The organism is Agarivorans sp. 1_MG-2023 (assembly GCF_030548385.1).
In the GTDB taxonomy this organism is placed as follows: domain Bacteria; phylum Pseudomonadota; class Gammaproteobacteria; order Enterobacterales; family Celerinatantimonadaceae; genus Agarivorans.
The window spans coordinates 238024-264382 of record NZ_JAUOSJ010000007.1 but is presented as its reverse complement, the minus strand read 5'-3'; the positions used below and the strand labels follow the sequence as shown (position 1 = coordinate 264382).

Sequence of the window (26359 nt, the reverse complement as noted above, 5' to 3'; positions counted from 1 at the left end):
CGCTATTCTACACTAGATGTTACACTATCGTATTATTTTACCAAATCACCTCAAAAAGCCTTTATGCGTAAACTGTTTTTTATCGTTATGTTAATTGCTGCGCCAAGTTGGGCTGCCAACCCAAACATACTGGTAAGTATTAAACCCCTGCAGCTAATTGTAACCAGCCTTACTGAAGGCGAATTAGCCGTTGATTACTTGGTAAGCCCTAACGTATCACCACACGATTACGCTTTGCGCCCTTCTGATGTAAGAGCGATTCGTGAAGCCGATTTATTAATTTGGGTCGGTGATGAGCTAGAACCCTTTTTAAGTAAACCTCTTAGTCAAACCGATACCTCTCAGTTGGCATTGCTGGATTTACCGGGTTTAGATCTCATTGATGGTGACAAAGGCCATGAGCATCATGATCATGAGGGCCACCATCATGATGTTGACCCGCACATTTGGTTGGGCCCAAGCGAAGCCCGAGTGATCGCTGCCGCCATCACCGAAAAATTAATAAGTAAAATGCCGGAGACTAGCGAACACTTACAGCAACAGTTAACGCGCTTTAATCAACACCTCGATAAGCTTGAGCAAAGCATTAGTCAGCAATTAGCGCCGGTTCAACAACAAGGGTATTTTGTTTTTCACGATGGCTATAGTTATTTTGAGCGCCAGTTTGCTTTAAATCGCTTAGGCGAATTCACCATCAATCCTCAGCGTCGCCCTGGCGCAAAAAGCCTGCTGAACATTCGCCAACAACTGGAGCAAGGTAAAGCCAAGTGTATTTTTGCTGAACCCCAATTTGACGGCGCTTTGCTAGAAAGCATTAGCCAACACAGCGGGGCTAAAATTAGCATGCTCGATCCGTTGGGTATAAGCGTGAACAATAATAAAGACGGTTACTTTGAATTACTGCAGCAGTTAGCCGACGCTTACTCAGATTGCTTAAGCCACTAATAAAAAACGGAGCCTAGGCTCCGTTTTTTTAAATCACTCGAGAAAACTGTTGTCGCCGCGCCTGGCTGCGAAAATAAACATCGAAGCACATACAAATATTCCGGATCAGTAAGCGCCCTTTATTGGTCACTATAATCTCTTCATTGCTCATGCTCACTAAACCGTCTTCAACAAAAGGTTTGAGTAACCCTAGGTCTTCAGCAAAGTAAGCCTGAAAATCCAAATTAAATTGTTGTTCAATATCGCTGAACGATAACTGAAAATTACAGATCAAGGTTTTAATCAGCTCGCGACGAATCAAATCATCTTGATTAAGTGCTATGCCTTTCCACTGTGCGTGACCCTGTTGGTCGATTTGTGCGTAGTAAGTTTTTAAGTCTTTTTGATTTTGGCTGTAAGCATCGCCCAACATAGAAATAGACGAAACACCTAAACCCAATAAGTCGGCTTCACCCTGAGTGGTATAACCTTGGAAGTTACGATGAAGTTCGCCTTTGTTCTGGGCAATCGCCAATTCGTCGTCTGGCTTGGCAAAGTGGTCCATACCAATAAACTGATAACCGTGAGTGGTTAAAAACTCAATGCTGTCACGCAGTATACCTAAGCGTTCATCACTACTTGGCATTGCTGCTTCATCTATTTTCCGCTGAGCTGCAAAACGGCTCGGCAAATGGGCATAGTTAAATACCGATAAACGATCTGGGTCTAGGTCAATCACCCGCGCTAAGGTTTGCTTAAAGCTATCACGGGTTTGGTGCGGTAAACCGTATATGAGATCGATATTTACCGAGTTAAAGCCCACTGTTTTAGCGCGCTCTACCAAGGCAAAAATAAAATCCTCATCTTGGTCACGGTTAACCGCTTGCTGTACTTGTTTATTAAAGTCTTGCACCCCTAGGCTTAAACGGTTGAAGCCTAATTCGGCCAGCAAATCGATAGTAGAAAGCTCAATCTCACGCGGGTCAACTTCAATACTAATTTCTGCCCCTTCAGCAAAACTAAACTGACTAAACAGCTGACTAGTGAGTCGTTTTAGTTGTTCGGGCTCAAGGTAAGTTGGTGTGCCACCGCCCCAATGCATTTGGCTCACTTTGCGTTGCTTAAATCGTGGCGCTTGTAGGGCTATTTCTTTCTCTAAGTAATCAAGGTAGATATCAGCTTTGTGTTGATGGCGGGTAATCACCTTATTACAGCCGCAGTAGTAGCAAAGCTTATGGCAAAAAGGAATGTGCACATACAGTGATAAATCTCGCTCAGGAAACTTTTCACTGGCCACGGTAAACTGGGCTTGGCCAAACTCTTCATTAAACTCTAAGGCCGTAGGATAAGAGGTGTAGCGTGGTCCCGAGTAGTTGTACTTCTCGATTAGTTGCTGATCCCAATCCACCGTTGATACTGACATCTGAGTTATCTCCTAGAGCGCGTTTGCACTGAGCTGTGTCAGTGCTTCGGCTTCTTGCAATATAAGTTTCTCTAAGGCTTTTTCTTCAGCTTCTCGCTCAAGATCTTGGCGCATACGCTGCTGCAACGGCAGGGTATTGCGCGCCTCATGAGTAGGCAATTCTTTTACCGCATTGTATAACTGAAACACCGACGGAAAGCGTTGCGCCCAATCAATAAGCTCTGGCGTTTGCAGAGCAAGCAACAAATTGCTGACTCTTATCACACCTTCCGATAAGCCGCAGCGGTCTTCTTGCATGGCTTTAGCAATATAACGAATGTCGTTTACTAGGTTTTCATTACGCTTGGCCACCGCGTGTTGAATGACTTTTCGTTGCCCCAACAAACGCCCCACCAATAACGCCGCATATACTGCCAACGCTACAACAATTACCGTTGCTGCCACCAGCCACCAGACCATCTGTATTAATCCTTATACTGATCCAAAGAAGAGCTATTTAGCGAGCGCCATAGCTGCTCGTCATCGTCTAAAGCTTCGGCTTCTTCGGCGTCTTCCGATAAGCCTAACTCAGCCAGCAACTCAGCATGGCGAGCTAATTGTAAATCGACCCATTGCTGTTCTTTTTTGCTAATTTCGCCGCCTTCTTCTAATACATCAATCAGGCTTTCGAGGCGCGTATCGGCTTCTAACAGAGCTAACTCTTTTTCTGGCGTCAATGGCTGCTTAGCAGGTGCTGGCTTAGCCACTTTTTTCGCCGCTACAGGTTTAGCAACACCCAGTACAACCGGTGTTTTGCTGCCGTGGCGAGGGTCAGTTTTTTGCTTGGCAATGGTGTCTTGCTTAACTTGCTCAGCTTCTTGCTGGCGATTGCCCGAGGTTTTACCCTTACCTTTAGTTACCGTTTCAGGAACAGCAACTCGTTTAGACTTAAAATCTGGGTCCTTGCGTACCCCGATTAACCCACCTTTACGATTCTTTTTTCTGGCCATGTTATTTACCTTAAACTCTATGGAATAGCGCCACACTGGGGCTCACTATCTCCAACTTCATCTGATAATGCTCGGCTAACCACGCAAATGTTTTATCACTATAAAACGCCACATGAGTAGGATCATTTTTATAATACCACTGCGGAAAAACCTTAGTTCCACTATGGCGTTTAGTCATTACGGCTAATAAACCCGGCTGCTGAACCAGCGATATCAAACGCTGCCAAGCGTGCTCTGGAAAATTAAAGTGTTCTACCACTTCGCTGCACGTCACAAACCGATAAGACTGAGCTAATAGCTGCTCATCGGGATAATATATTGGATCATAGTTCAGTAACTGATGCCCCGCTTGCTCTAGCAACAGTGCCAAAGCTGGGCCCGGCCCACAACCAAAATCTAAGCCAATTGCTTGGTGCGTTAGTGCTGCCACAACTGGTTCACTAACTTGCCGTAAAAAACCTAAATACGCTTGGTCTTGCGGATCATTATTATGGCAATCGTAATGCGCTTTTTCAGCGTCTGCACTTAGCAGGTCATTTGGGTCTAGAAAGATCAAATCACAGCTTGGGCAATGCCAATATTGACTACATTTATTGCAATAAAAATCGCGTGGTGATGTGGCACAACAAAGTGGACATTTCACCAATCAGCACCTTGCCGTATTTTTTAGGGGCGCAAGTGTAACACTAAGCGCTAAGATGGCGAATAATAAATCAATAGAGCTGGGCAGCGAGCGCTGCCCAGTTAACGCTTAGTGTAAACCACCAAGGTATTGCGATAACAACTCAATATCTTTATCGCTTAGTTTTGCAGCTACGTCTTGCATCATGCCATTCAGGTCGTTGGCGCGCTCTCCGCTACGGAACAATTCTAACTGGCTCTTAATGTACCCCGCGTATTGTGAAGAAATTCGTGGGAAGCCCGCCAAGCTTTGACCAACACCACGTGGGCCATGACAAGCAGTACATGCTGCAATGCCACGCTCTAAATCGCCACCCATATATAACTTCTGACCCGCTTCTACATACTCTGGTGCGGTAGTGTTTGGACTCATTGATTGGCCTGAGTAATAAGCGGCCAAATCTTGCATATCTTGCTCAGATAATGGCATTGCCATGCCACCCATTACGGCGTTGTTACGCCCTTCTGTACCGCCGCTGGTCGCGCCGGCTTTAAATTCTTTTAGCTGTTTCACCAAGTAACCGGCGTGTTGGCCTTCTAATTTAGGATAACCAGCTGCTTCGCCTTGTTCGTTATGACAAGCTTTACAAGTTGCTGATTTTTGCTCTCCGGCCGCAGCATCTCCCTTCGCCCAAACCGGACTGGCTACACCCGCCATTAACATTAAAACTAAGGTAAGTTTTTTCATGACATTCCATTTATTAGTATTATTCCAAACCACACACTGGTGCCCGTGATACACTTAGCGAGTCCAGTAACGGCATTATTTTACACAATTTTGCCAAAAACGTAATGTATTACCCTAATTTCCTTGTGGAGCTCAACATCGCCATGGCGCAATATCATTTTCAAAACACCCACTTTATTACCAGCGCCCCCGATATTCACGCCATGCCCGAAGACAGCGGGATTGAAATCGCCTTTGCTGGCCGCTCAAATGCTGGGAAATCGAGTGCATTAAATACCTTAACCCGCCAAAAAAGTTTAGCACGTACCAGTAAAACACCGGGACGTACTCAATTAATTAACGTTTTTGAAATAATGGACGGTTTTCGCTTAATCGACTTACCGGGCTATGGTTTTGCTCAGGTACCAGAAGAAGTGAAGAAAAAGTGGCAAAAATCCTTGTCGGAGTATTTACAAGATCGCCAAAGCTTAAAGGGCATAGTGGTACTTATGGATATTCGCCATCCATTTAAAGATACCGATGCTGGTTTGATTCAATGGGCGGTAGATTGTGATTTGCCGGTACTTGCCTTGCTAACCAAATCAGACAAGCTAAAACAAGGCGCACGTAAAGCGGCTATTTTAAAAGGCCGAGAAACCGCCAAAGAGTTCGGTGGTAACGTTCGTGTAGAAGGTTTTTCCTCGTTAAAGAAACAAGGCTTAGACTTACTACAAAATGCCCTTGTGACTTGGTTTGATCAACATGTAGAAGAACAAGCTCAAAGCGCACAGTAAATATCGCTAGGCTTGCTCAACCGCAGCAAGCCTTTAATTTCTCCCCCCCTCTTTATTCTCGCTCACTGTTCCCACAAAAACAAAATGCTACACATCGCTTGTCGTGGTTTAACCCGCTTTTTGTTTCATGAAGTTTCATAGCCAAACCCACTAGCTGTGCACTCGCTCATAGTTTTATGAGAAATTGTCGTCGATGGGAAAATTTTGCAATTAGGCTACCGAAGAACGTAAAGGTTATGAGAATGCAGATCGCTATACTGGCGCAAAACTTAACGAGGAAACACCATGAGCGTGAATGATGCAACCGAGACTAGGATTGAAGAACCTAGCGAGATCAGCGACGCAGAAGCGGTAACCACAGCCGACAAGGCACGTGCCGAACAGTTAAAACCCATTAGCGGCGCGCTAGTAACCCATATGTATACGGCAGACCCTTCTGCTCATGTATTTAACGACAAGCTATACATCTACCCATCTCACGATGTAGATAACGGCCAGCCACTGAATGACAACGGTGATCACTTTGATATGCGTGACTACCACGTATTCTCTCTCGACCGTCCATTTGGCGTAGTGAGTGACCACGGTAATGCGCTAGATGTAAAAGATGTACCTTGGGCTGAAAAGCAAATGTGGGCACCCGATGCCGCCGAGAAAGATGGCAAGTACTACCTGTACTTTCCAGCCCGTAACTACGATGGCATTTTCCAAATTGGGGTTGCTGTAGGCGATCATCCAGAGGGGCCATTTGTTCCGCAAGCAAACGCTATTAAAGGCAGCTTTAGTATCGACCCCGCGGTATTTAAAGACGACGATGGTAGCCACTACATGTACTTTGGTGGTCTATGGGGTGGTCAATTACAAAACTGGCGTAACGGTGAATTTGGCGAAGAGCAATTCCCAGCCGATAACGAAATCGCCTTAAAGCCTTTCGTTGCTAAAATGACCGACGACATGCTGGAGTTTTCTGAAACACCAAAAGAGATCGACATTGTTGATGAAAATGGCGACTTGCTGTTAGCCGGTGACAATGAACGTCGTTATTTTGAAGGCCCATGGCTGCATAAGCACAACGGACGCTACTACTTGTCTTACTCAACGGGTGATACTCACAAAATTGCTTACGCGAGCAGTGACTCTCCTTACGGGCCATTCCGCTATGAAGGCGTTATTCTTGAGCCAGTATTGGGTTGGACAACTCACCACTCTATCGTTAAATACCAAAGTAAATGGTATCTGTTCTACCACGACAGCACGCTATCTGCCGGACAAACCCATTTACGCAGTATTAAGATGGCGGAGTTAAATATTGACGACGCTGGCAAAATTGAAGTGATTAAGCCTTATTACGACTAGTAATACGCAGCTGAAAAAAACGCCGCACTCGTGGCGTTTTTTTATGTCTCCAAAACACCGCTTTTTCATGTCATCGGCTACAGCAGTTTATGCTGTAAAAGACAGGCAAAAAAAAGCCCCATCGTTTGATGAGGCATGTAAGAAAAGAATTCTTAAAAACTGAAAGCACTATTCCAATTGCACTAATTATGACCCGCTGAAAATGGATTAGTTCACAATACTTTCTAAAAAGTTGTATTTTTTGTTTCACCATGTAGCCATAAGCTGTGACTAAAGCAGTATTTCTTGTAATAAATAAGGATGAATAGCGGAGAATTACGAGCTTATATTCCTAAATATCGTAATTAAACAACCAAATAAAAGAAAAAAAGAAACAATCAGCGGCGAGTAGGTTTAACTGAAACAGGGACAGCATAAATTAAGGGCGCTAACCCCGCGCAGTGACTGGAATTTAGATAAAAAAACGCCCCGACAGATGACTGTCGAGGCGGCAAAATAGCCTTTTTCAACTACGTGAAATAAAGGTCTGAAAGATAGAACATCTTACCTCTGTACCCTACAAGAGTTACTCTAGAGCATCATCGATGAAAAATAAAGCACTTTTTGTAAGGAAGTTTCACTTTAGAGGTATATATGAGTTTTAAAATTACGCGAAAAGGTTTTCAAAATTACCAAGTAAATCTGAAATAAAAAAGGCACAAAAAAAGGAGGCCAAAGCCTCCTTTATTGATATAAATTTATCGCCTAGTGGGCTTCATCCCAGTTTTCACCCACTCCAGATTCAGCCACCAAGGGTAAATCGAGCGTAACAGCCTGTTCCATTAATTGCGTTAATTTTGGAACAATTCGCTCTAGCTCTGACTCGAGTACTTCAAACACTAATTCATCGTGAACCTGCATCAACATTTTGCAATGTTCTACTGGTTGAGTACTTAACCAATCGGCTACTGCGATCATCGCCTTTTTAATTATATCGGCGGCGGTACCTTGCATTGGCGCATTGACCGCTGCACGCTCAGCCGCTTTTTTACGCATTCCGTTACGCGAGTTAATCTCGGGTAGGTATAAACGACGACCAAAAAATGTTTCTACATATCCATGCTCTTGGCAGAAATCACGAGTACTATCCATGTAATCATGTACTGCTGGATAACGCTCAAAATAGCGATTCATGTAGTTTTGCGCATCAGCTCGGGCAATGCCTAACTGCTTAGCTAAACCAAACGCGCTCATGCCATAAATTAAGCCAAAGTTAATCGCTTTTGCGCTACGGCGTTCGTCAGCACTCACCGCTTCTAGCTCCTTGCCAAATACTTCGGCGGCGGTGGCTTTATGTACATCTTCACCAGCCGCAAACGCTTTTAACAAACCAGGATCTTGTGAAAGGTGGGCCATAATCCGTAACTCAATTTGTGAGTAATCGATCGCTACCAACTTATAGCCATCAGCGGGGATAAAGGCCTGACGCACTTTACGCCCTTCTTCATGGCGAATAGGGATATTTTGCAAGTTAGGATCGGTAGACGAGAAGCGACCAGTAGCAGTAACTGCCTGATGATAAGAGGTATGTACACGGCCTGTACTTGGCTCTACCATTTTTGGTAGCTTGTCAGTATAAGTCGACTTAAGTTTAGATAGGCTGCGGTACTCTAAAATCACTTTAGGCAAGGCGTAATCTAAGGCTAACTCTTGCAGTACTTCTTCGGCTGTTGAGGGTGCACCTTTTGGTGTTTTCTTAACAATTGGCAGTTCCATTTTCTCAAACAAAATGGTTTGTAATTGCTTAGGAGAACCTAGGTTAAAGGGTTCACCCGCTAGCTCATGCGCCTGCTTCTCTAAACCGTCGATGCGCTCGCCTAGCGACAAGCTATGCGCTGCCAATCGTTGGCTGTCGATACGCACTCCCTGACGCTCAGTCTTAGACAATACACTCACTAAAGGCAGCTCTACTTCTTCGAACAGACTTTTAAGTTTTGGCTCTTGCTCCAATTTTGCCCATAAGGTTTGGTGCAGACGTAGAGTGACATCGGCGTCTTCTGCGGCATAGGGTGCAGCCACTTCTAGTTCAATTTGATTGAAGGTAAGTTGTTTAGCGCCTTTACCTGCAATATCTTCAAACTTGATGGTTTTATGTTGCAAGTATTGTAGAGATAAGGAGTCCATATCATGGCGAGTAATTGTGCTATTGAGCACGTATGACTCCAACATGGTGTCGTACTTAATGCCTTGTAAATCGATGTTATAACGTGCCAGTACACTCGCGTCGTACTTTAGATTTTGCCCTACTTTCGCTTTATTGGGATCTTCCAATAAAGGTTTCAGTTTTTCCAATACCCAATCGCGTTCTAGCTGCTCTGGCGCATTTAAATAGTCATGTGCCACCGGTAAATAGGCGGCTTTGCCTGCTTCTACTGCAAACGACAAACCGACTAACTCGGCTTGCATGTAATTAAGCGAGGTAGTTTCTGTATCAATGGCAATCAAGTCGGCGCTATTTAGCTGCTTAAACCATTGCTCAAACTGCTGCTCAGTTAAAATGGTTTCGTATTCACCGGTTATTGCAGGCGCTGGCGTGGCATCTTCAGCGGGTGCATCAGCTGCATCGCTTGCTGTCGATCCCTTGCTTAATGCTTCACTCAGCCAACGTTTAAACTCTAACTCACCAAATAGTTTTACTAGGGCATCTTTATCTTCTGGCGTGCGCTGCATGTCGTCCATGCTAAAGCCTACGTCCACGTCACACTTAATTGTGGCTAAGAGATAAGATAAACGCGCATCTTCACCGTGCTCGCGCAATTTCTTTGGCATGGTTTTAGAGCCACGGAAACCCAGCGGAGCAACGGCATCAGGGTCAGCTAATAGTTGTTCTACGCCACCAATGCCTTGCAACATCGCCAGTGCAGTTTTTTCGCCAACCCCTGGTAAACCAGGAATATTATCGACCTTGTCGCCCATTAGAGCTAAATAATCAATAATTAGCTCAGGCGGTACGCCAAATTTCTCTATCACGCCTTCTCGATCCATTACCGTATCCGTCATGGTATTGATCAAAGTGATATTGTCATCCACTAGCTGCGCCATGTCTTTATCGCCGGTGCTAATCACTACGGCTTTGTTTTCGGCTGAAGCTTGTTTAGCCAAGGTGCCAATCACGTCATCGGCTTCTACGCCCGGCGTAGCAACCATTGGTAAACCCATCGCTTTAATGACCGCATGCAACGGCTCAATTTGGCTACGCAAATCATCAGGCATTGAGGGGCGATTTGCTTTGTACTCTTTATAGATGTCATCTCGGAAGGTTTTACCTTTGGCATCAAACACCACCACAATATGCTCAGGCTGAAACTGCTTAAGCAAACTGCGCAGCATATTAATAACACCGTAAACAGCGCCGGTGGCTTCGCCTTTTGAGTTGGTTAAATGAGGGGGAGCATAAAATGCGCGGTACAAGTAAGAAGAGCCATCAACTAATACCAAAGGCTGATCGGGGAGGGTTGCCATAACCGAGATCCAAAGTTCAGATTTTCATTGCGCTCGATGATGCCACAGCCACCCTAAATGCACCAGAGCTAAGCGTTGTAGCCTCGGATAAATTGTGGATAACTCTGTTGACAAACAGCAAGCATTCTCTCGCGAAAAAATCACAAGCTTAATAGAAAAATCGTAAAATCATTTATTTCAGTTACTTACGGAGATTGAAAGGCAAAAAATTGGAGCGGTGAACACTTTCCTTATTGTGGAAAACATCATTCCATGACATTGCTTTTCTTGCCTATGCCGGTGAATTAATAATCAACTCAGCTCAAGCAGGTGGATTAATATAGAAGATTCCTCTGGGCGAAACCTTGTAATGGATCACATTTTAACCAGCCTGAAAATTTAATTTTGTTTATCCAAAACTGGCATGTTTTAACACAGCCAGTAAGGGCGTACAGCTGGCTTGAAAATGCTCACTATTCGCGCATTCAAACCAAGCACTTTCGGTTAGGGCATCAAAACGCCACCACCACAATTGCTGCTCTAGGTAAAAGCCCAGTACCAACCAATCGGCCCCTTGTTCGGCAAACGAAATAGGCCAAGCTTGTTGTTCAATAAAGTCTTGCGCTTGAGCCAAAAACTGTTGTTCTTCAAATAAGTGATTAAGTTTAATCACGGCATGCTCTTCAAGCACTTCAAATAAGGTCGTTAACTGCTGCATGAGATCTCCAAACACTTCCCCCAATCTGGCGGCGGTGCTGCAAAACACTGTGCGCCTTGCTGCTGGGTAAAAGGCTGAGACAAGGCCTGATGCAGGGCGTGTAACTCTGCATAATCGCCTTGTTCTGCTTTTTCTATTACTTGTTGAGCCAAATAATTACGCAATACATATTCTGGTACGTGTTGTGTAATAGCCGCAATACGGTGTTGCTGACTGAGTTCATTTTGCTGACAGCGCTCTGAATAACGGCCTAACCATGTGTGCCACGATGCCGAAAATGTTTCGGATAACTGTACTAAAGGTGCTGCCAAAGCCCGCATGCTTTGATGATAATCCGCTTTCTGTTCGGCCAATAAGCTAAGCCATTGGCCCAACAACGCTTCGTCTTCATCTTGCCATTGCGTTAAACCTAGTTTGCTTAACATTAAGCTCTGATAGTGCTGGTTAATTGTTTGCTGATAGCGCATCCATAAAGGTTCAGCTTGGTTGCTAGGTACATAGTCTGACAAGGCTTGGGCTAAACGCTGTAAATTCCATAAACCTACACCAGGCTGCTGGTTAAAGGCATAACGGCCATAGTGATCGCTGTGATTACAAATGTGGCCGGGATTATAATCATCTAAAAAGCCATAAGGACCATAATCAATGGTGAGCCCGAGTATCGACATATTGTCGGTATTCATCACTCCATGACAAAAGCCTTCGGCTTGCCATTTGGCAATCATTAACGCGGTGCTATCGACTACCTGCTGCAACATTGCCAACACTGGATTTTGGTGTGTTAGGCAATCACTAAAATAGTGCTCTAAACAAAAATCGATTAAACGCTTTAAGGGCTGAGTTTGTTGCTGATAATAAAGGTATTCAAAATGGCCAAAACGAATATGACTAGGCGCCATGCGCACTAACATCGCTTCTTTCTCAAAACGCTCTCGTTGAACTAAACCACTGCCCACCGACAAACTCAATGCGCGAGTTGTCGCAATGCCTAGTGCCGCCATCGCTTCGCTGGCTAAAAATTCTCTAATGGTGGAACGCAATACAGCTTTTCCGTCGCCTTGGCGAGAAAAAGGAGTGAGCCCTGAGCCCTTTAGCTGCAGTTCCCAGTAGTCGCCTTGCGCAGTTTTAAGCTCGCCGAGTAGCAACGCTCGGCCATCGCCTAATTGCGGAGAATAGCCGCCAAACTGATGACCAGCATACACCGTAGATACCGGCTGCATGCCTTCAATTAATAGCTTGCCAGCAGTTAAACCTAAGGCTTCGGGGCCAGCCATAAAGGTTTTGTCAAAGCCAAGCAATGCTGCGGCATCATGGCTAACAATGGCCAACTCAGGATCTTGCAAAGGCGTGGGCTGCTGCTGATGGCAGAGCTCAGGCAATGCGGTGGAAAAACGATTCACAAACTCCATATGTGATCCTCTTTTTGGCAACTAACTCGCCGTTAACTGGCTTGGTATTGGTCTATTAAACCCATGAATTGATAACCGTAACGCTCTAATTTTTTCAAACCCACGCCACTTATGGCTAACATTTCATGCTGAGTTTGCGGCAATTGCTGGGCCATTTCAATTAAGGTGGCGTCGTTAAACACCACAAAAGGCGGCACCGATTCTTCGTCGGCGAGTCGCTTTCTTAAATTACGCAGCAAGGCAAACAAACGCTTATCATATACCCCATAGCTGGCAGTCTTTTTACTCTGCTTGGTGGTGTTTAAGCGCGGTACGGCTAACGACAAAGCTTGGTCACCTTTAAGGAAGGGCCGCGCAGCTTCGGTTAATTGTAGTACCGAGCTACGCGCAATATTTTGCTGCAGCAAACCTAAATGAATCAGCTGCCTTAACACACTCATCCAATGCTCATGGCTAGCACTTTTACCAATACCGTGGGTAGAGAGTTTGTCATGACCCTGTTCCAAAATACGCTGGCTCATACTGCCACGCAATACTTCGATAACATAACCAATACCAAAGCGCTGACCCAAACGGTAAACACAAGACAGGGCTTTTTGCGCATCTTGCAGACCGTCATATTGTTTAGGGGGATCTAAGCATACGTCACAGTTACCGCAGGGTTTAGCCAAATACTCGCCAAAGTAGTTGAGCAATACTTGGCGGCGGCAGGTTTGCGCTTCGGCAAATGCCACAATCGCGTTAAATTTATGGCTTTCAACGCGGCGCTGTTGTTCGTTTTCATTCTCTTCAATAATTCTGCGCACCCAGTTGGCGTCGGCAGGATCATAAAGAAATACCGCTTCTGCTTCGGTGCCATCACGACCAGCACGACCTGTTTCTTGGTAGTAGGCTTCGATATTGCGCGGAATATCATAGTGAAATACATAGCGCACATTAGGTTTATCGATACCCATACCAAAAGCGACCGTGGCCACCACTACTTCAATTTCATCTCGCTGAAACTGCTCTTGCACTAATTGGCGTTGCTCAATAGGCAAGCCAGCATGGTAGGCGGCGCTGCGTAAACCTTCAGCACTTAACTTCAACGCCAGTTCTTCAACCCGTTTACGGCTGCTGCAATACACAATGCCACTGTCTTCGCGGCGTCGTTTTACGTACTCACTAAGCTGCTGCCATGGGCGATACTTTTCTTGCAAGGTATAACGAATGTTTGGTCGGTCAAAGCTTGAAATATGGGTAAAGGCTTCACCTAAGTTAAGCCGCTGCAAGATATCTAAACGCGTGGTGTCGTCGGCGGTTGCGGTTAAGGCCACCAAAGGCACATGTGGGAAGTTTTGTTTCAAGCAGCCTAATGCATTGTATTCAGGCCGAAAATCATGGCCCCACTGAGAGATACAATGTGCTTCATCAATGGCAAACATCGCCAAAGGTAGCTCTTGCAAGCGCTGCAAGAAGTCCCCGTTAATTAAACGCTCCGGTGAAATATAGAGTAGTTTTAGCTCACCTTGTTGCAAGCTTTTATAAACTTGAAACTGCTGGTCACGCTCTAAGCTAGAGTTAAGGTAAGCCGCATTAACGCCATTGTGTTGCAAGCTGTCTACTTGGTCTTTCATCAATGAGATAAGCGGTGAAATAACGACGGTTAAACCCGGTTTAACCAAAGCTGGAATTTGAAAACACAGAGATTTACCACCACCTGTAGGCATAATCGCTAGGCAGTCTTGGTCTTCCAGCAAACGCTGGATAATGGCCGTTTGCCCGGTTCTAAATTCGGAAAAACCAAAGACATCTTGTAGAACTTGCTGGGCGCGTTGCATTACAGGTAAAACATCCAAAAACCGGGTTGTGACTTAATCGGTCGGCCATTGTAATCAAGCGCTGCGGTCTTGTCTTGGTTTGCCTTTATTCTTTTCTCACTATACAGTATTTAAACAAGCGTTTAATTTTGTAAGGAAGCAAGATGACCAGCTCACGACAGCAAAAGTGGCGACAAGCCATCGCCGATACTTTCATCAATCAAATGCCGTTTAATCAATTACTTGGCATTGAGCTTGTTGAATATAGTGCGACTGGTGTAAAGCTAAAATTGCCTATGGCCCCTAAGTTAGTAGGCAATCCCATTCATGGCATCTTACACGGTGGGGTTACTGCAACTATTTTGGATGTAGCAGGCGGAATGACGGCTGCGGCGGCTGCGATCAACCGCTTAGAAGATTTATCTAGCAAAGAATTATCGGCTCGAATCAGCAAAACCGGCACCATCGATTTACGCATTGACTACTTGCGCCCCGGTATTGGTGAGGTATTTTATGCCTCTGCAGAAGTAATACGTTCCGGTAGCAAAGTCACGGTGACTCGTATGGAACTACATAATCAAGAGGGTACTCACATTGCCTTTGGCACCGGCACTTACTTGGTTGGCTAGCCACGTTTAGTTGCCATTTAAACTGTAATTTCTGCGTCAATTTTCAAGTATTTCACCCAGTTATAGCTATACTTGAACAAGCTAATCTACTGCAACATAGGGCTTGCAAAGTCATGAGTACAACTCTCAGTTCTCCCCAATTAATCAAAACCTTAGATGCACTATTGTTAGAAGCACAGCAACACGCAAGTAGCTTAGAACATGAGGATTTGGAACTATGGTTAGAACACGAGTTAAATGGATACGGTGACTTTGCTCACTTCCCTGATTACCGAATTGTTGAATGTAAGCAATTAGGTATATTTGTAAAACCCCAACAAGAGCTGCAGCACTTTGAGCAAATTCATGATGATTGCTTAAACGAACGCGATCGCTGCCGACTGCGTTATTTACATATTCAAGAGCCACTTTTAGAGTGCTTAAACAAGCAAGATGAAATTCAGCGCCCTTGGCCTTTGCGCATACTCGCCAGTTACGCCAATGATATTATTCCTGGGTATAGTTGTGTTCGAGCTTGGCAAAGTTACCATGCGCCGCTAAACGATCGCTTTATTCATGGTGTGCTGGGACACCTACTGCACCTGCTACTTGAAGAGCCAGTGGCTAATACGCCCAAAATACTTAAACAACTCGGCACTCTTTGTCAGCAAGACTCAGCCCTTTTTGAGATTTGGCAAAAGCTATACTGCGAAACTTCGTCAGCAGTGTAATAAGCGGAAACTAGGCTGATTACAGCCTTTTATTATATGGCTGCTTAGCTAATCGCCTGCTACACTACTCTGACTTTTCTCCCTTTTTCCTTTTTTATGCCTAATCAAACCGCTAAACACGGCGTTATATTTGCTCTCGCCGCGTACGTTATGTGGGGATTCGCCCCCGTCTATTTTAAAAGCCTGACCGAGGTGCCCGCTTACGAGATTTTGGCGCATAGAGTGGTGTGGTCCTGTTTATTTATCACTGTATTGCTGGGTCTGGGTAAACAATGGTCGGCGGTAAGTGCGGTGATTAAACACCCTAAACAGTTAGCGACCTTGGCGTTAACCTCGGTTCTTATTGGCATTAACTGGTTAATCTTTATTTGGGCAGTTAACAACGACCGGATGTTAGATGCCAGCTTGGGTTACTACATTAATCCCTTGTTTAATGTGATATTAGGCATGCTGTTTTTGGGCGAGCGCTTTCGTCGTGCCCAATGGGCAGCCATTGGCTTAGCTTTAATCGGTGTATTAATTCAGGTTATTAGCTATGGTTCTTTACCTTGGATAGCCATGAGTTTGGCGGTAAGTTTTGGTATATACGGCTTGTTGCGGAAAAAGGTTAACCTGGGTGCGCTACCGGGTTTATTTGTAGAAACCCTGTGGTTGTTGCCGCTAGCTGCCGCTTATTTGTGGATATTTGCTGATTCGCCAACCAGTCACTTAACCCATAACAGTACAGGCCTTAATGTGTTGTTACTGAGCGCAGGCATAGTTACCACCTTGCCGCTACTGTGCTTTGCTGCCGCAGCTACCCGCTTACGGTTATCCACCATTGGTTTTTTCCAGTACATCGGCCCATCATTGATGTTTATGTTAGCCACCAGCGTTTACGGTGAAGAGCTAGAACCGATGAAACTTCTCACCTTTGCCTTTATTTGGGTGGGTTTAGGGGTATTTACTTGGGATGCCTTACGTAACCAGCGCAAACAACGCCAACAAAAAAAAGCAGCCCAGTAAGCTGCTTTTACTTTGTTTCTCTTTAACGCTTAGATCTTTTCTAATCGCGCATAAGCCAATACCAACCACTTAGCTCCGGCTTCTTCGAATTGCACTTGTACGCGGCTTTGCTGACCAGAGCCTTCGTAATTAAGCACAATGCCTGCGCCAAACTTAGGGTGAGAGACCCGCTGGCCAAGGTTAAAGCCACTATCATCAAAGGCAGCCTGCTGAATTTGATGAGAAAAACGCCCTTGTTGCACTGGCCTGCTTACTGCGGTGTTCAAACGAATCTCATCTAAACATTCGCTCGGTAACTCACGTAAAAAACGTGAAGGAGCGTGAAAGACTTCTTTACCCCACAAGCGACGGCTTTCGGCGTGGCATAAATACAACTTTTGCATGGCGCGGGTCATGCCCACATAACAAAGGCGACGTTCTTCTTCTAAACGACCCGACTCCTCGGCTGATTGCTGACTAGGGAACATGCCCTCTTCCACACCCACCAAAAAGACCACTGGAAACTCTAAACCTTTAGCGCTGTGCAAAGTCATTAGCTGCACTGCAGCTTCGTCGGCCTCCGCTTGGTTATCACCGGCCTCTAAAGCCGCATGAGAGAGAAACGCCACTAAAGGAGACAGATCTTGGTCTTCTTCCATTTGAGTAAACTGCTGAGTCGCAGTGACCAGTTCGTCTAAGTTTTCTACACGCGCTTGGGCTTTTTCGCCTTTTTCCGCTTGGTACATAGCTAATAGGCCAGAGCCTTTAATCACGTAGTCGGTTTGCTCACCTAATGCTAATTCTTGGGTTTGCTGCTTTAGCTGGCCTAACAACTCAATAAACTGCTTCACTGCATTAGCCGCACGACCCGACAAGGCATTTTGCTGTAAACAATAATCAACTGCTTGCCATAAGCTAAGTTGCTGCTCTCGAGCGGCTTGGCGCAATAACTCAATGGTGCGCTGGCCAATACCACGAGTAGGTGTGTTTACTACTCGCTCAAACGACGCATCGTCATGGGGATTGCTGATTAAGCGTAGGTAAGCAAGAGCATCTTTAATTTCTTGGCGCTCGAAGAAACGCAGGCCGCCATAAATTCGGTAGGCTAAGCGCTCTTGCATCAAGGCTTCTTCCAAAACCCGCGACTGCGCATTGTTTCGGTACAAAATGGCACAATCTGCTAGGCTAGCACCTTGTTCTTCAACTCGCTGCTGAATACGCGCAACCACAAAGCGGGCTTCGTCAATATCGTTAAAGGCGGTATAGATAGAGATTAACTCGCCTTCTTTGTCGTCGGTCCACAGGCTTTTGCCCATGCGCCCTTGGTTGTTTTCGATTAACTGATTAGACGCCTTAAGAATATTGGCACTACTACGGTAATTTTGTTCCAACAAGATGGTGTTTACTTTAGGCACATCTAACTCAAAGCTTTGAATATTTTCAATCTTCGCGCCACGCCAACCATAAATAGATTGGTCATCATCGCCGACGATAGTGATATTATTCTGATCGGTAACCAACATGCGTAGCCAAGCGTATTGAATAGTGTTGGTATCTTGAAATTCATCTACCAGAATATGTCGAAAACGCTGCTGATAATGTTGCAGAATATGCGGTTGTTTTAGCCACAACTCGTGGGCGCGCAATAATAACTCGGCAAAATCGACCAAACCGGAACGATCACATGCCTGCTGGTAAGCCTGGTAAATTTCTAATTGCTGACGCTCAATCGGATTATTGCTGTAATCAACATGCTCGGCGCGTTGGCCTTCATCTTTGCGCGCATTGATGTACCACTGAACTTGCTTGGCTGGCCACTGCTTCTCATCTAAATTCATCGCTTTAATTAAGCGGCGCAACAGCCGATATTGGTCGTCGGAGTCAATAATTTGAAAGTCGTCAGGCAAGCCAGCATCTCGACTATGAGCGCGTAATAAGCGATGCGCCAAGGAGTGAAATGTCCCCATCCACATGCCTTGGAAACGATTGCCCACTAACTTTTCTACCCGCGAGCGCATTTCAGCTGCGGCTTTGTTGGTAAAAGTCACCGACAAAATAGATAACGGTGAAACATTCTCTACCTGCATTAACCAGGCAATTCGGTGCACCAATACGCGCGTTTTACCACTACCGGCACCGGCCAGTAACAACATATTGCTTGGGGGAGCAGCTACGGCTTCGCGCTGCTTATCATTAAGGCCGTCTAACAGCTCAGAAATATCCATGGTGCTCTCTTGAGGGGTAAAAACACCTGTATATTATAACAGGTGTTGCAGTTGTGCCAGCTGGCTTATTTCGATATCGGGCAAGGCTTGCAGTTTTCGCGCTTGTTGGCTGTGTTGATTGAGCCAGATAGAGCGGTAGCCCGCTTTAGCAGCGCCAGCCACATCAGTCACACAATGGTCACCCACATGGGCTATCTGGTGCGGCGCCAACCCTAATACCTGGCTGGCATATAAATACATATCGGCGGCAGGTTTAGCCTTAAACGCCCCGCCAGCTTTGAGTTCTAATTCAAACACCCCAGCCAAACCAATCTTATCAATATCTACGTTACCGTTGGTAATCGCCACTAAACGATAACGCGTTTTGAGTTTTCGCAGCAATGCCAAGCTTGCCTCAGGAACAGTAAAGTCACTGCGCACCGCTAAAAACTGCTGGAAAATTTGTTCTGCTTGATGTTGCGCTTCAGTGATCGGCATACCATGTTCTACAAACGCTAAACTTAGCCAAGCAACCCGACAAGCGCTAACGTCACCCTTTAGTTCAGGGTGCTTTTTAATGATACGGCGTTTGTAACTTTGCCATTGGCTAGTGGTTAAATGTGCAACCGCATGCACCTCAGTTTTTAAGTGATTAATTAACCACTGCTCGGCGCGATGAATATAAGGCCAGTTGTCGTATAAGGTATCGTCTAAATCAAAAGATAGCGCCTGAACAGGTGACCAACTTCGGTAAAAAATCATGCTTTAGCTCGCTTAAGATTTACGTTTTGCTCGCGGGTGCGCCGCGTCATAGGTGGTGGCTAGGTGAGCAAAATCAAGATGAGTATACACTTGAGTGGTAGACAAATTTGCGTGGCCTAGCAGCTCTTGCACAACACGTAAGTCACCACTGCTTTCAAGCAAGTGAGTAGCAAAAGAGTGGCGTAATTTGTGCGGATGAAGGGTTGCCGTAAGTTGCATTTGTTGTGCCCAATGTTGCAAGCGCTTCTGCACAGTACGGTGGCTAATACGCTGTTGGCGAACACTCACAAACAAGGCAGGTTCTTCTTCATCCATTACCAATAAACGGCGCTGCTTAAGCCAATGTTTTAAGGCTGTTGCAGCCTTACTGCCAAAAGGCACCCAGCGCTGCTTGTTACCTTTACCGGTAACAATAATTTGCTGCTGTTCAAAATTGATGTCTGTAACATTTAAGTCCACCAACTCGGCTAAGCGAATGCCACTGGCATAGAGTAGCTCCATCATCGCCAAATCGCGGCTGCTCACCAAGTCGTCGCCTTCCATCGATAGCAATTGATTAAGCGAGTCTACGTCTAGGTTCTTAGGTAAGGGTTTGCTTTGTTTCGGCGCAGCGACACCAGCAACGGGGTTAAAACTCACCTTTTGCTGCTGCAGTAAATAATTAAAGAAACTCCGTAAGGCTGAGAGTTTATTCGCCATAGAACGGGCCGACAAACCGCTGGTTTTAAGTTTGAGTAAAACACTTCTGATATGCGCGGTTTCTACTTGCTGCCAAGCCTGGCAACCTAAACCATTAAGATGTTTAAGTTGTTGTAATAAGCTACGTTGGTAGGAGCTAATAGTGGCAGGGCTATAACGTCGCTCCACCTCTAAATAATGGAGAAACAGCTCTATATCATCCTGCATGGGAAGCCTTTATTGCTCAGCGTTTAACGGAACAAGGCGCAATAGCAAACTGTTAATCACTTGGCATAACTGGGTTAGCAGTAAGCTGTCCATACCAGCCACATAGTGGTCGGCGTCACGACTAGCGGCAATAAAAAAGCCGAGTTCAGCGTTAATACCCAGAGGCATCAATGCTACCGAAGCAATGTCGTCAGTATTATCAAATAATACCGCTAACTCACCCTTAGACATACGGCCAAAATAATGCGGTTGCTGGCTAAGACGAGTGACTCTGATTCGCTCGATTTGCTCATGCTCTAAACCGTATTCTTCTGGCAATTCTTCAAGATTGAACAACTTTTGGCTTAAGCGCATTGATACACACTCGACACCTAAGTCATCCACTAAAGCGCGACTTAAACGGTGTTGTAATTCGGCAAAAGAATCACAGGCCATTAAGTCAGGTAGCAGATCAACGTAGACGTGATAAATGCGCTCATTGAGACTGGCGACTGTCATAAGATCGGTAATTTCTTGTTCTAAACTGAGTACTTTATCGCGCAAGCGTTGTACTTGTAGTTCAACTAACGATACCGCACCTTTTTCTTTGTGCGGTAAACGTAGCTGCTTAATTAAACTGGGATGGCGGGCAAAAAAATCGGGGTTGTCGAGCAAGAACTCGACCACCAAGCTTTCATCTATTAACAGCGGTTGCGAAAGATCGAACTCACTCATATATGCACCTGACCATCAAAAACCATTGTAGCTGGGCCGGTCATTTTCACCGGTTTACCTTCGCCAGCCCATTGAATTTGTAAACGCCCACCGGGCAAATCTACATTCACTGTCTCGGCAAGCTTGCCTTGTTGGCGACCCACCACCATAGCGGCACATGCACCCGTGCCACAAGCAAGGGTTTCGCCTACACCGCGTTCAAATACCCGCAGCTTAATATTTTTATCATCGATTATTTGGCTAAAACCCACGTTAACTTTTTGCGGGAAGCGATCATGTTTCTCTAAGCTTTTACCTAAGGTTTCTAATGGCGCTTGGCTAACATCATCAACTTCAAGTACGCAATGCGGGTTGCCCATAGACACCACACCCGCAAATACCGTTTGTTCATCATTACGAAGAATATAGGTTTTTTCGGCCTTTTTAGCACGAAACGGGACTTTACTCGGTTCAAACTCCGGCACGCCCATATTCACGGTCACTTGTCCGTCATTCTCTACGTGCAAAACGATGTTGCCAGACTTGGTGCTTACCCCAATATTGCGTTTATTGGTTAGCCCTTTGTTCACCACAAAGCGGGCAAAGCAACGTGCGCCATTACCGCATTGTTCTACTTCACTGCCATCGGCATTAAAAATACGGTAATGAAAATCTAGATCAGGGTCGTAGGGCGGCTCCACCACCAAAAATTGATCGAAGCCAATACCAAAGTTGCGATCAGCCAAGCGACTAATCACTTCTTGGTTAAAAAACACATTTTGGGTGACATTGTCGATAACCACAAAGTCGTTCCCCAAGCCGTGCATTTTAGTAAAGTTTACTAACATTGGCTTATCCTTCAGGCAGCAGCGTTTCGCCGGCCCAAAGAGACACTAAAGGTTCACGTTCGCGTACCAAGTGAGCTTTTTCGCCATCTACCATTATCTCAGCCGCTCGGCAGCGAGAGTTGTAGTTGGAGCTCATAGTAAAGCCATATGCTCCTGCTGAACGTACCGCAATATAATCGCCTTGCTCAATCGCCAACTTGCGGTCTTTACCTAAAAAGTCACCGGTTTCACACACGGGACCTACAACATCATAATTGGCGCAGCTTAACTCTGGTCGCTTTATCACTGGCACAATACGCTGCCACGCACTGTATAAGGCTGGACGTAATAAATCGTTCATTGCGGCATCAACAATGGCGAAATTTTTACTTTCCGACATTTTCAAAAACTCTACTTTTGATACCAAAATGCCGGCATTAGCCATAATCGCGCGGCCCGGTTCGAATAATAATTTCAGTTTACGCTCGCCTAATCGCTCAGCTAATGCGCTCGCGTATTCGGCAGGTTCTGGCGGTGTTTCATCATCGTAGTTCACACCCAAGCCGCCACCCACATCTAGGTGCTCGATAACAATGCCTTGTTCGGCAAGTTGATCGATTAAAGCCAGTAACTTATCAATCGCCTCTACAAAAGGCGCTATCTCGGTAAGTTGTGAGCCGATATGGCAATCTAAGCCCACTACATTCAAGCCTTTAAGGCTAGTGGCATAAGCATAAGCTTGTGGAGCGCGCTCAATCGCGATCCCAAATTTGTTTTCTTTAAGGCCAGTAGAGATATAAGGATGCGTACCCGCGTCAATATCAGGGTTAATGCGCAGAGAAATGGGCGCTACTTTACCTAAGCGTTGAGCAACACTACTAATGCGGTCGAGCTCAGGCTCAGACTCAACATTAAAACAGTAAATACCGTGATTAAGCGCATCGGCTATTTCGGCTTCGGTTTTTGCTACGCCAGAAAACACCACTTTAGCCGGTTCACCGCCTGCTTCTATCACCCGTGCGAGTTCACCACCCGAGACAATATCAAAGCCCGAGCCCATACGCGCCATCACGTTTAACACAGCCAAATTGGAGTTGGCTTTAACGGCATAACAGATCAAATGTGGACGCTCACCAGCGGCATTGTCAAAGGCTTTCCAATGACGTTCGATGGTGGCACGAGAATATACGTACAGAGGCGTACCGTGGGTATGTGCTAAATCAGCTACCGAGCATTGTTCAGCGTTTAACTGCTCGTTTTGATAACTAAAAAAATCCAATGATCTGTCCTTTATTGTGTTGCGTTGCTTACTCGCTTGGAGTTACTTGCTCGGGGGCGCTCTCTGGCGCGGCTTGCGGGTGAGTAAGCGGTCCTTTTTGACCGCAGGCACTAAGCCCGATGCTAAGCAAAATAACGGCGATTGCTTGTTTGTTCATGATTAAGCCATGATTCTTTTTTGAATGCCCTCTATAATCCGCATTCGAAGCAAGAAAAGCAATAGGATAGGATGATTGTGATGAATGATAGCCAATATCACCAATTGGTAGACCAAGCCTTTGAACGTATCGAACAAACCATGGACAATGACGACTTCGATATTGAGTGTGATGTTAACGGCGGGGTACTTAATTTAGAGTTCGAAAACCGCAGTAAAATGGTGATAAACAAACAAGAGCCTTTGCATCAGCTTTGGTTAGCCACTAAATTTGGTGGTTTCCATTTCGAATGGCATGAAACTGAACAGCAGTGGATTTGTAATAGAAGTGGCGTGGAGTTTTGGTCGTTCTTGGTGGAATCAATCACCAAGCAAAGTGGCGAACAGTTAAGCTTTGATTAAGCGCTAGCTACTGCGGTAAGACTCAACTTGCCATTGGCCTTCGATAGCAACAATGTCGTAGAACTGTGGCAAGTTAAAGTTTATTACTTCATGGCGAGTACCATATTGCTCACGTGAAGAGGTGTAGAAGCGATTAATGCCCTGCACCAGCTCTTCTTTACTGCCTTCAAAATCTTGATACATTTCAATGCGGTTGTGTTCATCTACGATATAGATGTTAAAACCATTTTCTAGATTCTCGAAGAAATACTGCACTAAGCCTTCACTGGCATGCGCTTCTACAACGTTAGGCACTTTTTTGGTATTGCCGGCATTTAACTGCAAGGGCAAGCGCTGTAACTTATTATTAGAAAGCTGGCGGTAAAACTCTACGCCGTTCTCCAGTTTCTTAACCGATACACCGCGGTCTTCAATAAACAAACCGTATTTGTCGCTGCCCAATACAATGGTTTTAACAATGCGTTTGTCTAAAGGTTGTAAGCGGCTTTTTATACTCTCTACCAATAACTGCTTAAAGTTAGCGCCAATTTGTTCGCGCAGGTTTTCGGCATAACAAAATACATCGATATGCTCAGGGATATTGGCGTCACGGTGCATTTTACCCAAAATAGTAGTCAATGCATCTACCACGGCGCTATCACCGGAAAAGTGCAGAGTCCGAATTTCATTCCAAGTATTGCGATACACTAAGTCTACCGAGCCAACTAAACAATCTGAGTCGCGGCCAAAACTAAATACATCGGTAGAGATTGCATCAAACTCAATCACCTTCCCGCCCCAGTTGGAGGTAGGATCTTTCTCTAAATTGATGAAGACACCCAAGTGACGAATTTCGCAGGGGCGAGTGAGGGCTAAGTTACTGGCGGCATCTACGTTCACCGGAAAGGCACGGCGTAAATCTTCGGCAAATTGGTTTAAGGTTTCGAGATGTAAGTCGCCATTATGTCGATGCAAACTCAGTTGAGTTTGGTCGGTTTTAAGCTGATTGAAATAGCTCCACGCCACCAATTTAGACACATAAGTAGCATGTTCTAAGGGCGGTTGACCAACAATGGCTAAACCCGTTAATGGCTGCTTGTAGATATACCAGCCTTCAGCAGTGCTACGGCCTTTTTCTACGTGAATAAAGCTTAAGTTTGGTTCAGATAAATCGGGTGATATCTGCGGGTTAATCAGCGTTACTTTGCCCGGCAAGCTTTCAAATGCCGCATATAACTTACGCGACAATATCCCAATGTCTTCCGGGTTAATGGATTCACTAATGTCGTTACGACGCGCAAAACGAATCAAGTTTCGATAGCTCAACATTAAGGCATCGAGTAATTCACTGTGCGCTTGGCGTACGTCTTGTACCTTCCAGGCTCTACGTAAATTAAGGTGCTCAATTTTTTGTTGAGGCCATTTCCACTGTTTTACAAGCTTCGCCATAAAACGCTGTTGCCAAGTCAGCGAGCGAACATCTAAAAGGTCACTCGGCAATGGGCTACATTCGCAATTTTTAAGATAAAAACAGCGACGCACCAAATCGAGTCGCGCGTGATCTTCTATCGACTCAAGATACTGGGTCACTTTGCTCAGCATTAAGTAATAGGCATCTTGCTCTAAGCCAAACTCTTGGCCCTGTTGCATTAAGCGCTTGGCTTCTACCGCCAGTAAACTCGGTTTTGGATAATCGGCCGAGTAGGCTTCCATTAACATGGTTTTAAGCACTGCTTTGTACGGGGAATCAATACCCTTATACAACTGCCACAAACCCGAGCCAAAATACTCTTCTGCAGGAATGGTGTCTAAGCCACCTAAATCTAACCATTGTTCATGGTTAAATACGCCTAACTCAAACTGCTGCTGTACAAAGCTATCGTAGCTTTGTTCTAACTCACTAGGCACTGCAAACCATACCAACTGCTTACCCGCAAGCGGCAAGGCGGTACGGTAAAATTCGTCAAGCAATAATAAATGTTGGGCACTGCCGCAATTATCTTTAGATAACTCGCTAATTGAACCTGTTTTAAACTGATTTTCTTCTACCATGAAGAAATTCAGCTCAACCCCTTGGTGGGCAGCCCAAGAGCTAATTTGCTCACACTTTTCGGTAAGTAAGGCCACTCGCTCGCAGGCGAGATCGGTATCGTGACATACCCAAACATCTAAATCAGAAGATTCGGTTTGTCCTACCGTGGCCGTGCTACCCATAGAGTAAAGGCCCAAAATCTCACATTGTTTAGGCTGCTCAGGGCTACACAAAAAGTGTTGTTGCAAATAGATAGCATGACGAGCACTAGGCTCAAACTGGCATACACCGCTGGGTACGTCACCTTCAATAAATCCAGGTATGCAAGGGTGCGAATAATGCAACATCGATGGCAGCAGTTCAAAAACCTGCTGCACAGCGGCAGGCATGGTTTGTAATGCCAACTGCTTACGGTGTTGATTAGTTCGAGTAGCCTTCTCCAGTAGAGAGGCAATAGTATCTTGCAAAGTTTGGGTTACCTGGCGCTCTAAGCGTTATTATTGAATGTAATTTAGATATCACTAAAGTGTGATCATCTTAACAGTTAGTATAATAG

The 26359-nt window shown here is 45.4% G+C and carries 24 protein-coding genes; 7 read left to right on the top strand and 17 right to left on the bottom strand.

Annotated features, from left to right (window positions below):
- The first annotated feature begins 63 nt into the window (after positions 1-63).
- Positions 64-945, top strand: coding sequence for a zinc ABC transporter substrate-binding protein ZnuA (gene znuA / locus Q4592_RS12695; protein WP_303513594.1), 882 nt, complete (start codon positions 64-66; stop codon positions 943-945).
- Between the two features lie 28 nt (positions 946-973).
- Here znuA and hemN read toward each other — a convergent pair whose 3' ends face one another.
- The 5 genes from hemN to Q4592_RS12670 all read right to left on the bottom strand — a co-directional run bounded on the left by hemN (position 974) and on the right by Q4592_RS12670 (position 4705).
- A complete protein-coding gene (hemN, locus tag Q4592_RS12690) occupies positions 974-2347 on the bottom strand; it encodes an oxygen-independent coproporphyrinogen III oxidase (RefSeq protein WP_303513592.1) in 1374 nt (457 codons plus the stop codon).
- 12 nt (positions 2348-2359) lie between these two features.
- The gene (locus tag Q4592_RS12685; protein WP_303513589.1) at positions 2360-2806 is read right to left on the bottom strand and encodes a DUF2489 domain-containing protein; all 447 of its coding nucleotides are present in this window, start codon (positions 2804-2806) and stop codon (positions 2360-2362) included.
- Between the two features lie 5 nt (positions 2807-2811).
- Positions 2812-3336: a Der GTPase-activating protein YihI gene (gene yihI, locus Q4592_RS12680; RefSeq protein ID WP_137674485.1), complete on the bottom strand. Its 525-nt coding sequence runs from the start codon at positions 3334-3336 to the stop codon at positions 2812-2814.
- A gap of 10 nt (positions 3337-3346) precedes the next feature.
- Positions 3347-3892: a methyltransferase domain-containing protein gene (locus Q4592_RS12675; RefSeq protein WP_303513587.1), complete on the bottom strand. Its 546-nt coding sequence runs from the start codon at positions 3890-3892 to the stop codon at positions 3347-3349.
- Between the two features lie 195 nt (positions 3893-4087).
- The gene (locus Q4592_RS12670) at positions 4088-4705 is read right to left on the bottom strand and encodes a cytochrome c (protein WP_303513586.1); all 618 of its coding nucleotides are present in this window, start codon (positions 4703-4705) and stop codon (positions 4088-4090) included.
- 143 nt (positions 4706-4848) lie between these two features.
- Here Q4592_RS12670 and yihA point away from each other — a divergent pair, with 143 nt between their 5' ends.
- Both yihA and Q4592_RS12660 read left to right on the top strand, forming a co-directional pair.
- Positions 4849-5478 (top strand): ribosome biogenesis GTP-binding protein YihA/YsxC, encoded by a 630-nt coding sequence (yihA, locus tag Q4592_RS12665; RefSeq protein WP_303513583.1) that lies wholly within the window; start codon positions 4849-4851, stop codon positions 5476-5478.
- Between the two features lie 285 nt (positions 5479-5763).
- Positions 5764-6834 carry a glycoside hydrolase family 43 protein gene (locus Q4592_RS12660; protein WP_303513580.1) on the top strand — a complete coding sequence of 357 codons (1071 nt, stop codon included), beginning with the start codon at positions 5764-5766 and terminating at the stop codon, positions 6832-6834.
- A 744-nt stretch (positions 6835-7578) separates the two neighbouring features.
- On the opposite strand, the gene polA is transcribed toward Q4592_RS12660, so the two are convergent.
- From polA to recQ, 4 genes are all read right to left on the bottom strand, one after another.
- The gene (gene polA, locus Q4592_RS12655) at positions 7579-10335 is read right to left on the bottom strand and encodes a DNA polymerase I (RefSeq protein ID WP_303513577.1); all 2757 of its coding nucleotides are present in this window, start codon (positions 10333-10335) and stop codon (positions 7579-7581) included.
- Positions 10336-10723: 388 nt separating this feature from the next.
- Positions 10724-11032, bottom strand: a complete 309-nt coding sequence (locus tag Q4592_RS12650; RefSeq protein ID WP_303513576.1) for a hypothetical protein — start codon at positions 11030-11032, stop codon at positions 10724-10726.
- Positions 11020-12441, bottom strand: coding sequence for a YdiU family protein (locus Q4592_RS12645; RefSeq protein ID WP_303513574.1), 1422 nt, complete (start codon positions 12439-12441; stop codon positions 11020-11022). The genes Q4592_RS12650 and Q4592_RS12645 overlap by 13 nt, the downstream gene beginning before the upstream one ends.
- A 32-nt stretch (positions 12442-12473) precedes the next feature.
- The gene (gene recQ / locus Q4592_RS12640; RefSeq protein WP_303513573.1) at positions 12474-14261 is read right to left on the bottom strand and encodes a DNA helicase RecQ; all 1788 of its coding nucleotides are present in this window, start codon (positions 14259-14261) and stop codon (positions 12474-12476) included.
- Positions 14262-14404: 143 nt separating this feature from the next.
- Here recQ and Q4592_RS12635 point away from each other — a divergent pair, with 143 nt between their 5' ends.
- From Q4592_RS12635 to rarD, 3 genes are all read left to right on the top strand, one after another.
- A complete protein-coding gene (locus tag Q4592_RS12635; RefSeq protein ID WP_303513572.1) occupies positions 14405-14869 on the top strand; it encodes a thioesterase family protein in 465 nt (154 codons plus the stop codon).
- Between the two features lie 113 nt (positions 14870-14982).
- The gene (locus Q4592_RS12630; protein ID WP_303513569.1) at positions 14983-15579 is read left to right on the top strand and encodes a hypothetical protein; all 597 of its coding nucleotides are present in this window, start codon (positions 14983-14985) and stop codon (positions 15577-15579) included.
- A gap of 96 nt (positions 15580-15675) precedes the next feature.
- Positions 15676-16584 carry an EamA family transporter RarD gene (rarD, locus tag Q4592_RS12625; protein WP_303513565.1) on the top strand — a complete coding sequence of 303 codons (909 nt, stop codon included), beginning with the start codon at positions 15676-15678 and terminating at the stop codon, positions 16582-16584.
- A gap of 29 nt (positions 16585-16613) precedes the next feature.
- Here rarD and uvrD read toward each other — a convergent pair whose 3' ends face one another.
- From uvrD to Q4592_RS12590, 7 genes are read right to left on the bottom strand one after another with little or no spacing between them, the layout of a single operon-like run.
- Positions 16614-18788, bottom strand: coding sequence for a DNA helicase II (uvrD, locus tag Q4592_RS12620; protein WP_303513562.1), 2175 nt, complete (start codon positions 18786-18788; stop codon positions 16614-16616).
- Between the two features lie 33 nt (positions 18789-18821).
- Entirely contained in the window at positions 18822-19529 is a 708-nt protein-coding gene (locus Q4592_RS12615; RefSeq protein WP_303513560.1) for an HAD-IA family hydrolase, read from the bottom strand.
- A 12-nt stretch (positions 19530-19541) separates the two neighbouring features.
- Positions 19542-20435: a tyrosine recombinase XerC gene (xerC, locus tag Q4592_RS12610; protein ID WP_303513559.1), complete on the bottom strand. Its 894-nt coding sequence runs from the start codon at positions 20433-20435 to the stop codon at positions 19542-19544.
- Between the two features lie 9 nt (positions 20436-20444).
- Complete coding sequence (locus Q4592_RS12605; RefSeq protein ID WP_137674471.1) at positions 20445-21149, bottom strand: DUF484 family protein; 705 nt, start codon at positions 21147-21149, stop codon at positions 20445-20447.
- Complete coding sequence (gene dapF, locus Q4592_RS12600) at positions 21146-21976, bottom strand: diaminopimelate epimerase (protein ID WP_137674470.1); 831 nt, start codon at positions 21974-21976, stop codon at positions 21146-21148. The genes Q4592_RS12605 and dapF overlap by 4 nt, the downstream gene beginning before the upstream one ends.
- A 4-nt stretch (positions 21977-21980) precedes the next feature.
- Complete coding sequence (gene lysA / locus Q4592_RS12595) at positions 21981-23234, bottom strand: diaminopimelate decarboxylase (protein ID WP_303513555.1); 1254 nt, start codon at positions 23232-23234, stop codon at positions 21981-21983.
- 28 nt (positions 23235-23262) lie between these two features.
- On the bottom strand, positions 23263-23391 hold the full coding sequence (locus Q4592_RS12590) for a lipoprotein (RefSeq protein ID WP_137674468.1): 129 nt from the start codon (positions 23389-23391) through the stop codon (positions 23263-23265).
- 80 nt (positions 23392-23471) lie between these two features.
- Between Q4592_RS12590 and cyaY the strand changes: the two genes are divergently transcribed.
- Positions 23472-23792 (top strand): iron donor protein CyaY, encoded by a 321-nt coding sequence (cyaY, locus tag Q4592_RS12585; RefSeq protein WP_303513551.1) that lies wholly within the window; start codon positions 23472-23474, stop codon positions 23790-23792.
- Positions 23793-23795: 3 nt separating this feature from the next.
- Here cyaY and Q4592_RS12580 read toward each other — a convergent pair whose 3' ends face one another.
- Positions 23796-26270 (bottom strand): class I adenylate cyclase, encoded by a 2475-nt coding sequence (locus tag Q4592_RS12580; protein WP_303513549.1) that lies wholly within the window; start codon positions 26268-26270, stop codon positions 23796-23798.
- Between the last annotated feature and the right edge of the window lie 89 nt (positions 26271-26359).

Coding starts and splice junctions, on each gene's coding strand:
- znuA (WP_303513594.1), top strand. CDS start 64: ATGCGTAAACTGTTTTTTATCGTTATGTTAATTGCTGCGCCAAGTTGG.
- hemN (WP_303513592.1), bottom strand. CDS start 2,347: ATGTCAGTATCAACGGTGGATTGGGATCAGCAACTAATCGAGAAGTAC.
- Q4592_RS12685 (WP_303513589.1), bottom strand. CDS start 2,806: ATGGTCTGGTGGCTGGTGGCAGCAACGGTAATTGTTGTAGCGTTGGCA.
- yihI (WP_137674485.1), bottom strand. CDS start 3,336: ATGGCCAGAAAAAAGAATCGTAAAGGTGGGTTAATCGGGGTACGCAAG.
- Q4592_RS12670 (WP_303513586.1), bottom strand. CDS start 4,705: ATGAAAAAACTTACCTTAGTTTTAATGTTAATGGCGGGTGTAGCCAGT.
- yihA (WP_303513583.1), top strand. CDS start 4,849: ATGGCGCAATATCATTTTCAAAACACCCACTTTATTACCAGCGCCCCC.
- Q4592_RS12660 (WP_303513580.1), top strand. CDS start 5,764: ATGAGCGTGAATGATGCAACCGAGACTAGGATTGAAGAACCTAGCGAG.
- polA (WP_303513577.1), bottom strand. CDS start 10,335: ATGGCAACCCTCCCCGATCAGCCTTTGGTATTAGTTGATGGCTCTTCT.
- Q4592_RS12650 (WP_303513576.1), bottom strand. CDS start 11,032: ATGCAGCAGTTAACGACCTTATTTGAAGTGCTTGAAGAGCATGCCGTG.
- Q4592_RS12645 (WP_303513574.1), bottom strand. CDS start 12,441: ATGGAGTTTGTGAATCGTTTTTCCACCGCATTGCCTGAGCTCTGCCAT.
- recQ (WP_303513573.1), bottom strand. CDS start 14,261: ATGCAACGCGCCCAGCAAGTTCTACAAGATGTCTTTGGTTTTTCCGAA.
- Q4592_RS12635 (WP_303513572.1), top strand. CDS start 14,405: ATGACCAGCTCACGACAGCAAAAGTGGCGACAAGCCATCGCCGATACT.
- Q4592_RS12630 (WP_303513569.1), top strand. CDS start 14,983: ATGAGTACAACTCTCAGTTCTCCCCAATTAATCAAAACCTTAGATGCA.
- rarD (WP_303513565.1), top strand. CDS start 15,676: ATGCCTAATCAAACCGCTAAACACGGCGTTATATTTGCTCTCGCCGCG.
- uvrD (WP_303513562.1), bottom strand. CDS start 18,788: ATGGATATTTCTGAGCTGTTAGACGGCCTTAATGATAAGCAGCGCGAA.
- Q4592_RS12615 (WP_303513560.1), bottom strand. CDS start 19,529: ATGATTTTTTACCGAAGTTGGTCACCTGTTCAGGCGCTATCTTTTGAT.
- xerC (WP_303513559.1), bottom strand. CDS start 20,435: ATGCAGGATGATATAGAGCTGTTTCTCCATTATTTAGAGGTGGAGCGA.
- Q4592_RS12605 (WP_137674471.1), bottom strand. CDS start 21,149: ATGAGTGAGTTCGATCTTTCGCAACCGCTGTTAATAGATGAAAGCTTG.
- dapF (WP_137674470.1), bottom strand. CDS start 21,976: ATGTTAGTAAACTTTACTAAAATGCACGGCTTGGGGAACGACTTTGTG.
- Q4592_RS12590 (WP_137674468.1), bottom strand. CDS start 23,391: ATGAACAAACAAGCAATCGCCGTTATTTTGCTTAGCATCGGGCTTAGT.
- cyaY (WP_303513551.1), top strand. CDS start 23,472: ATGAATGATAGCCAATATCACCAATTGGTAGACCAAGCCTTTGAACGT.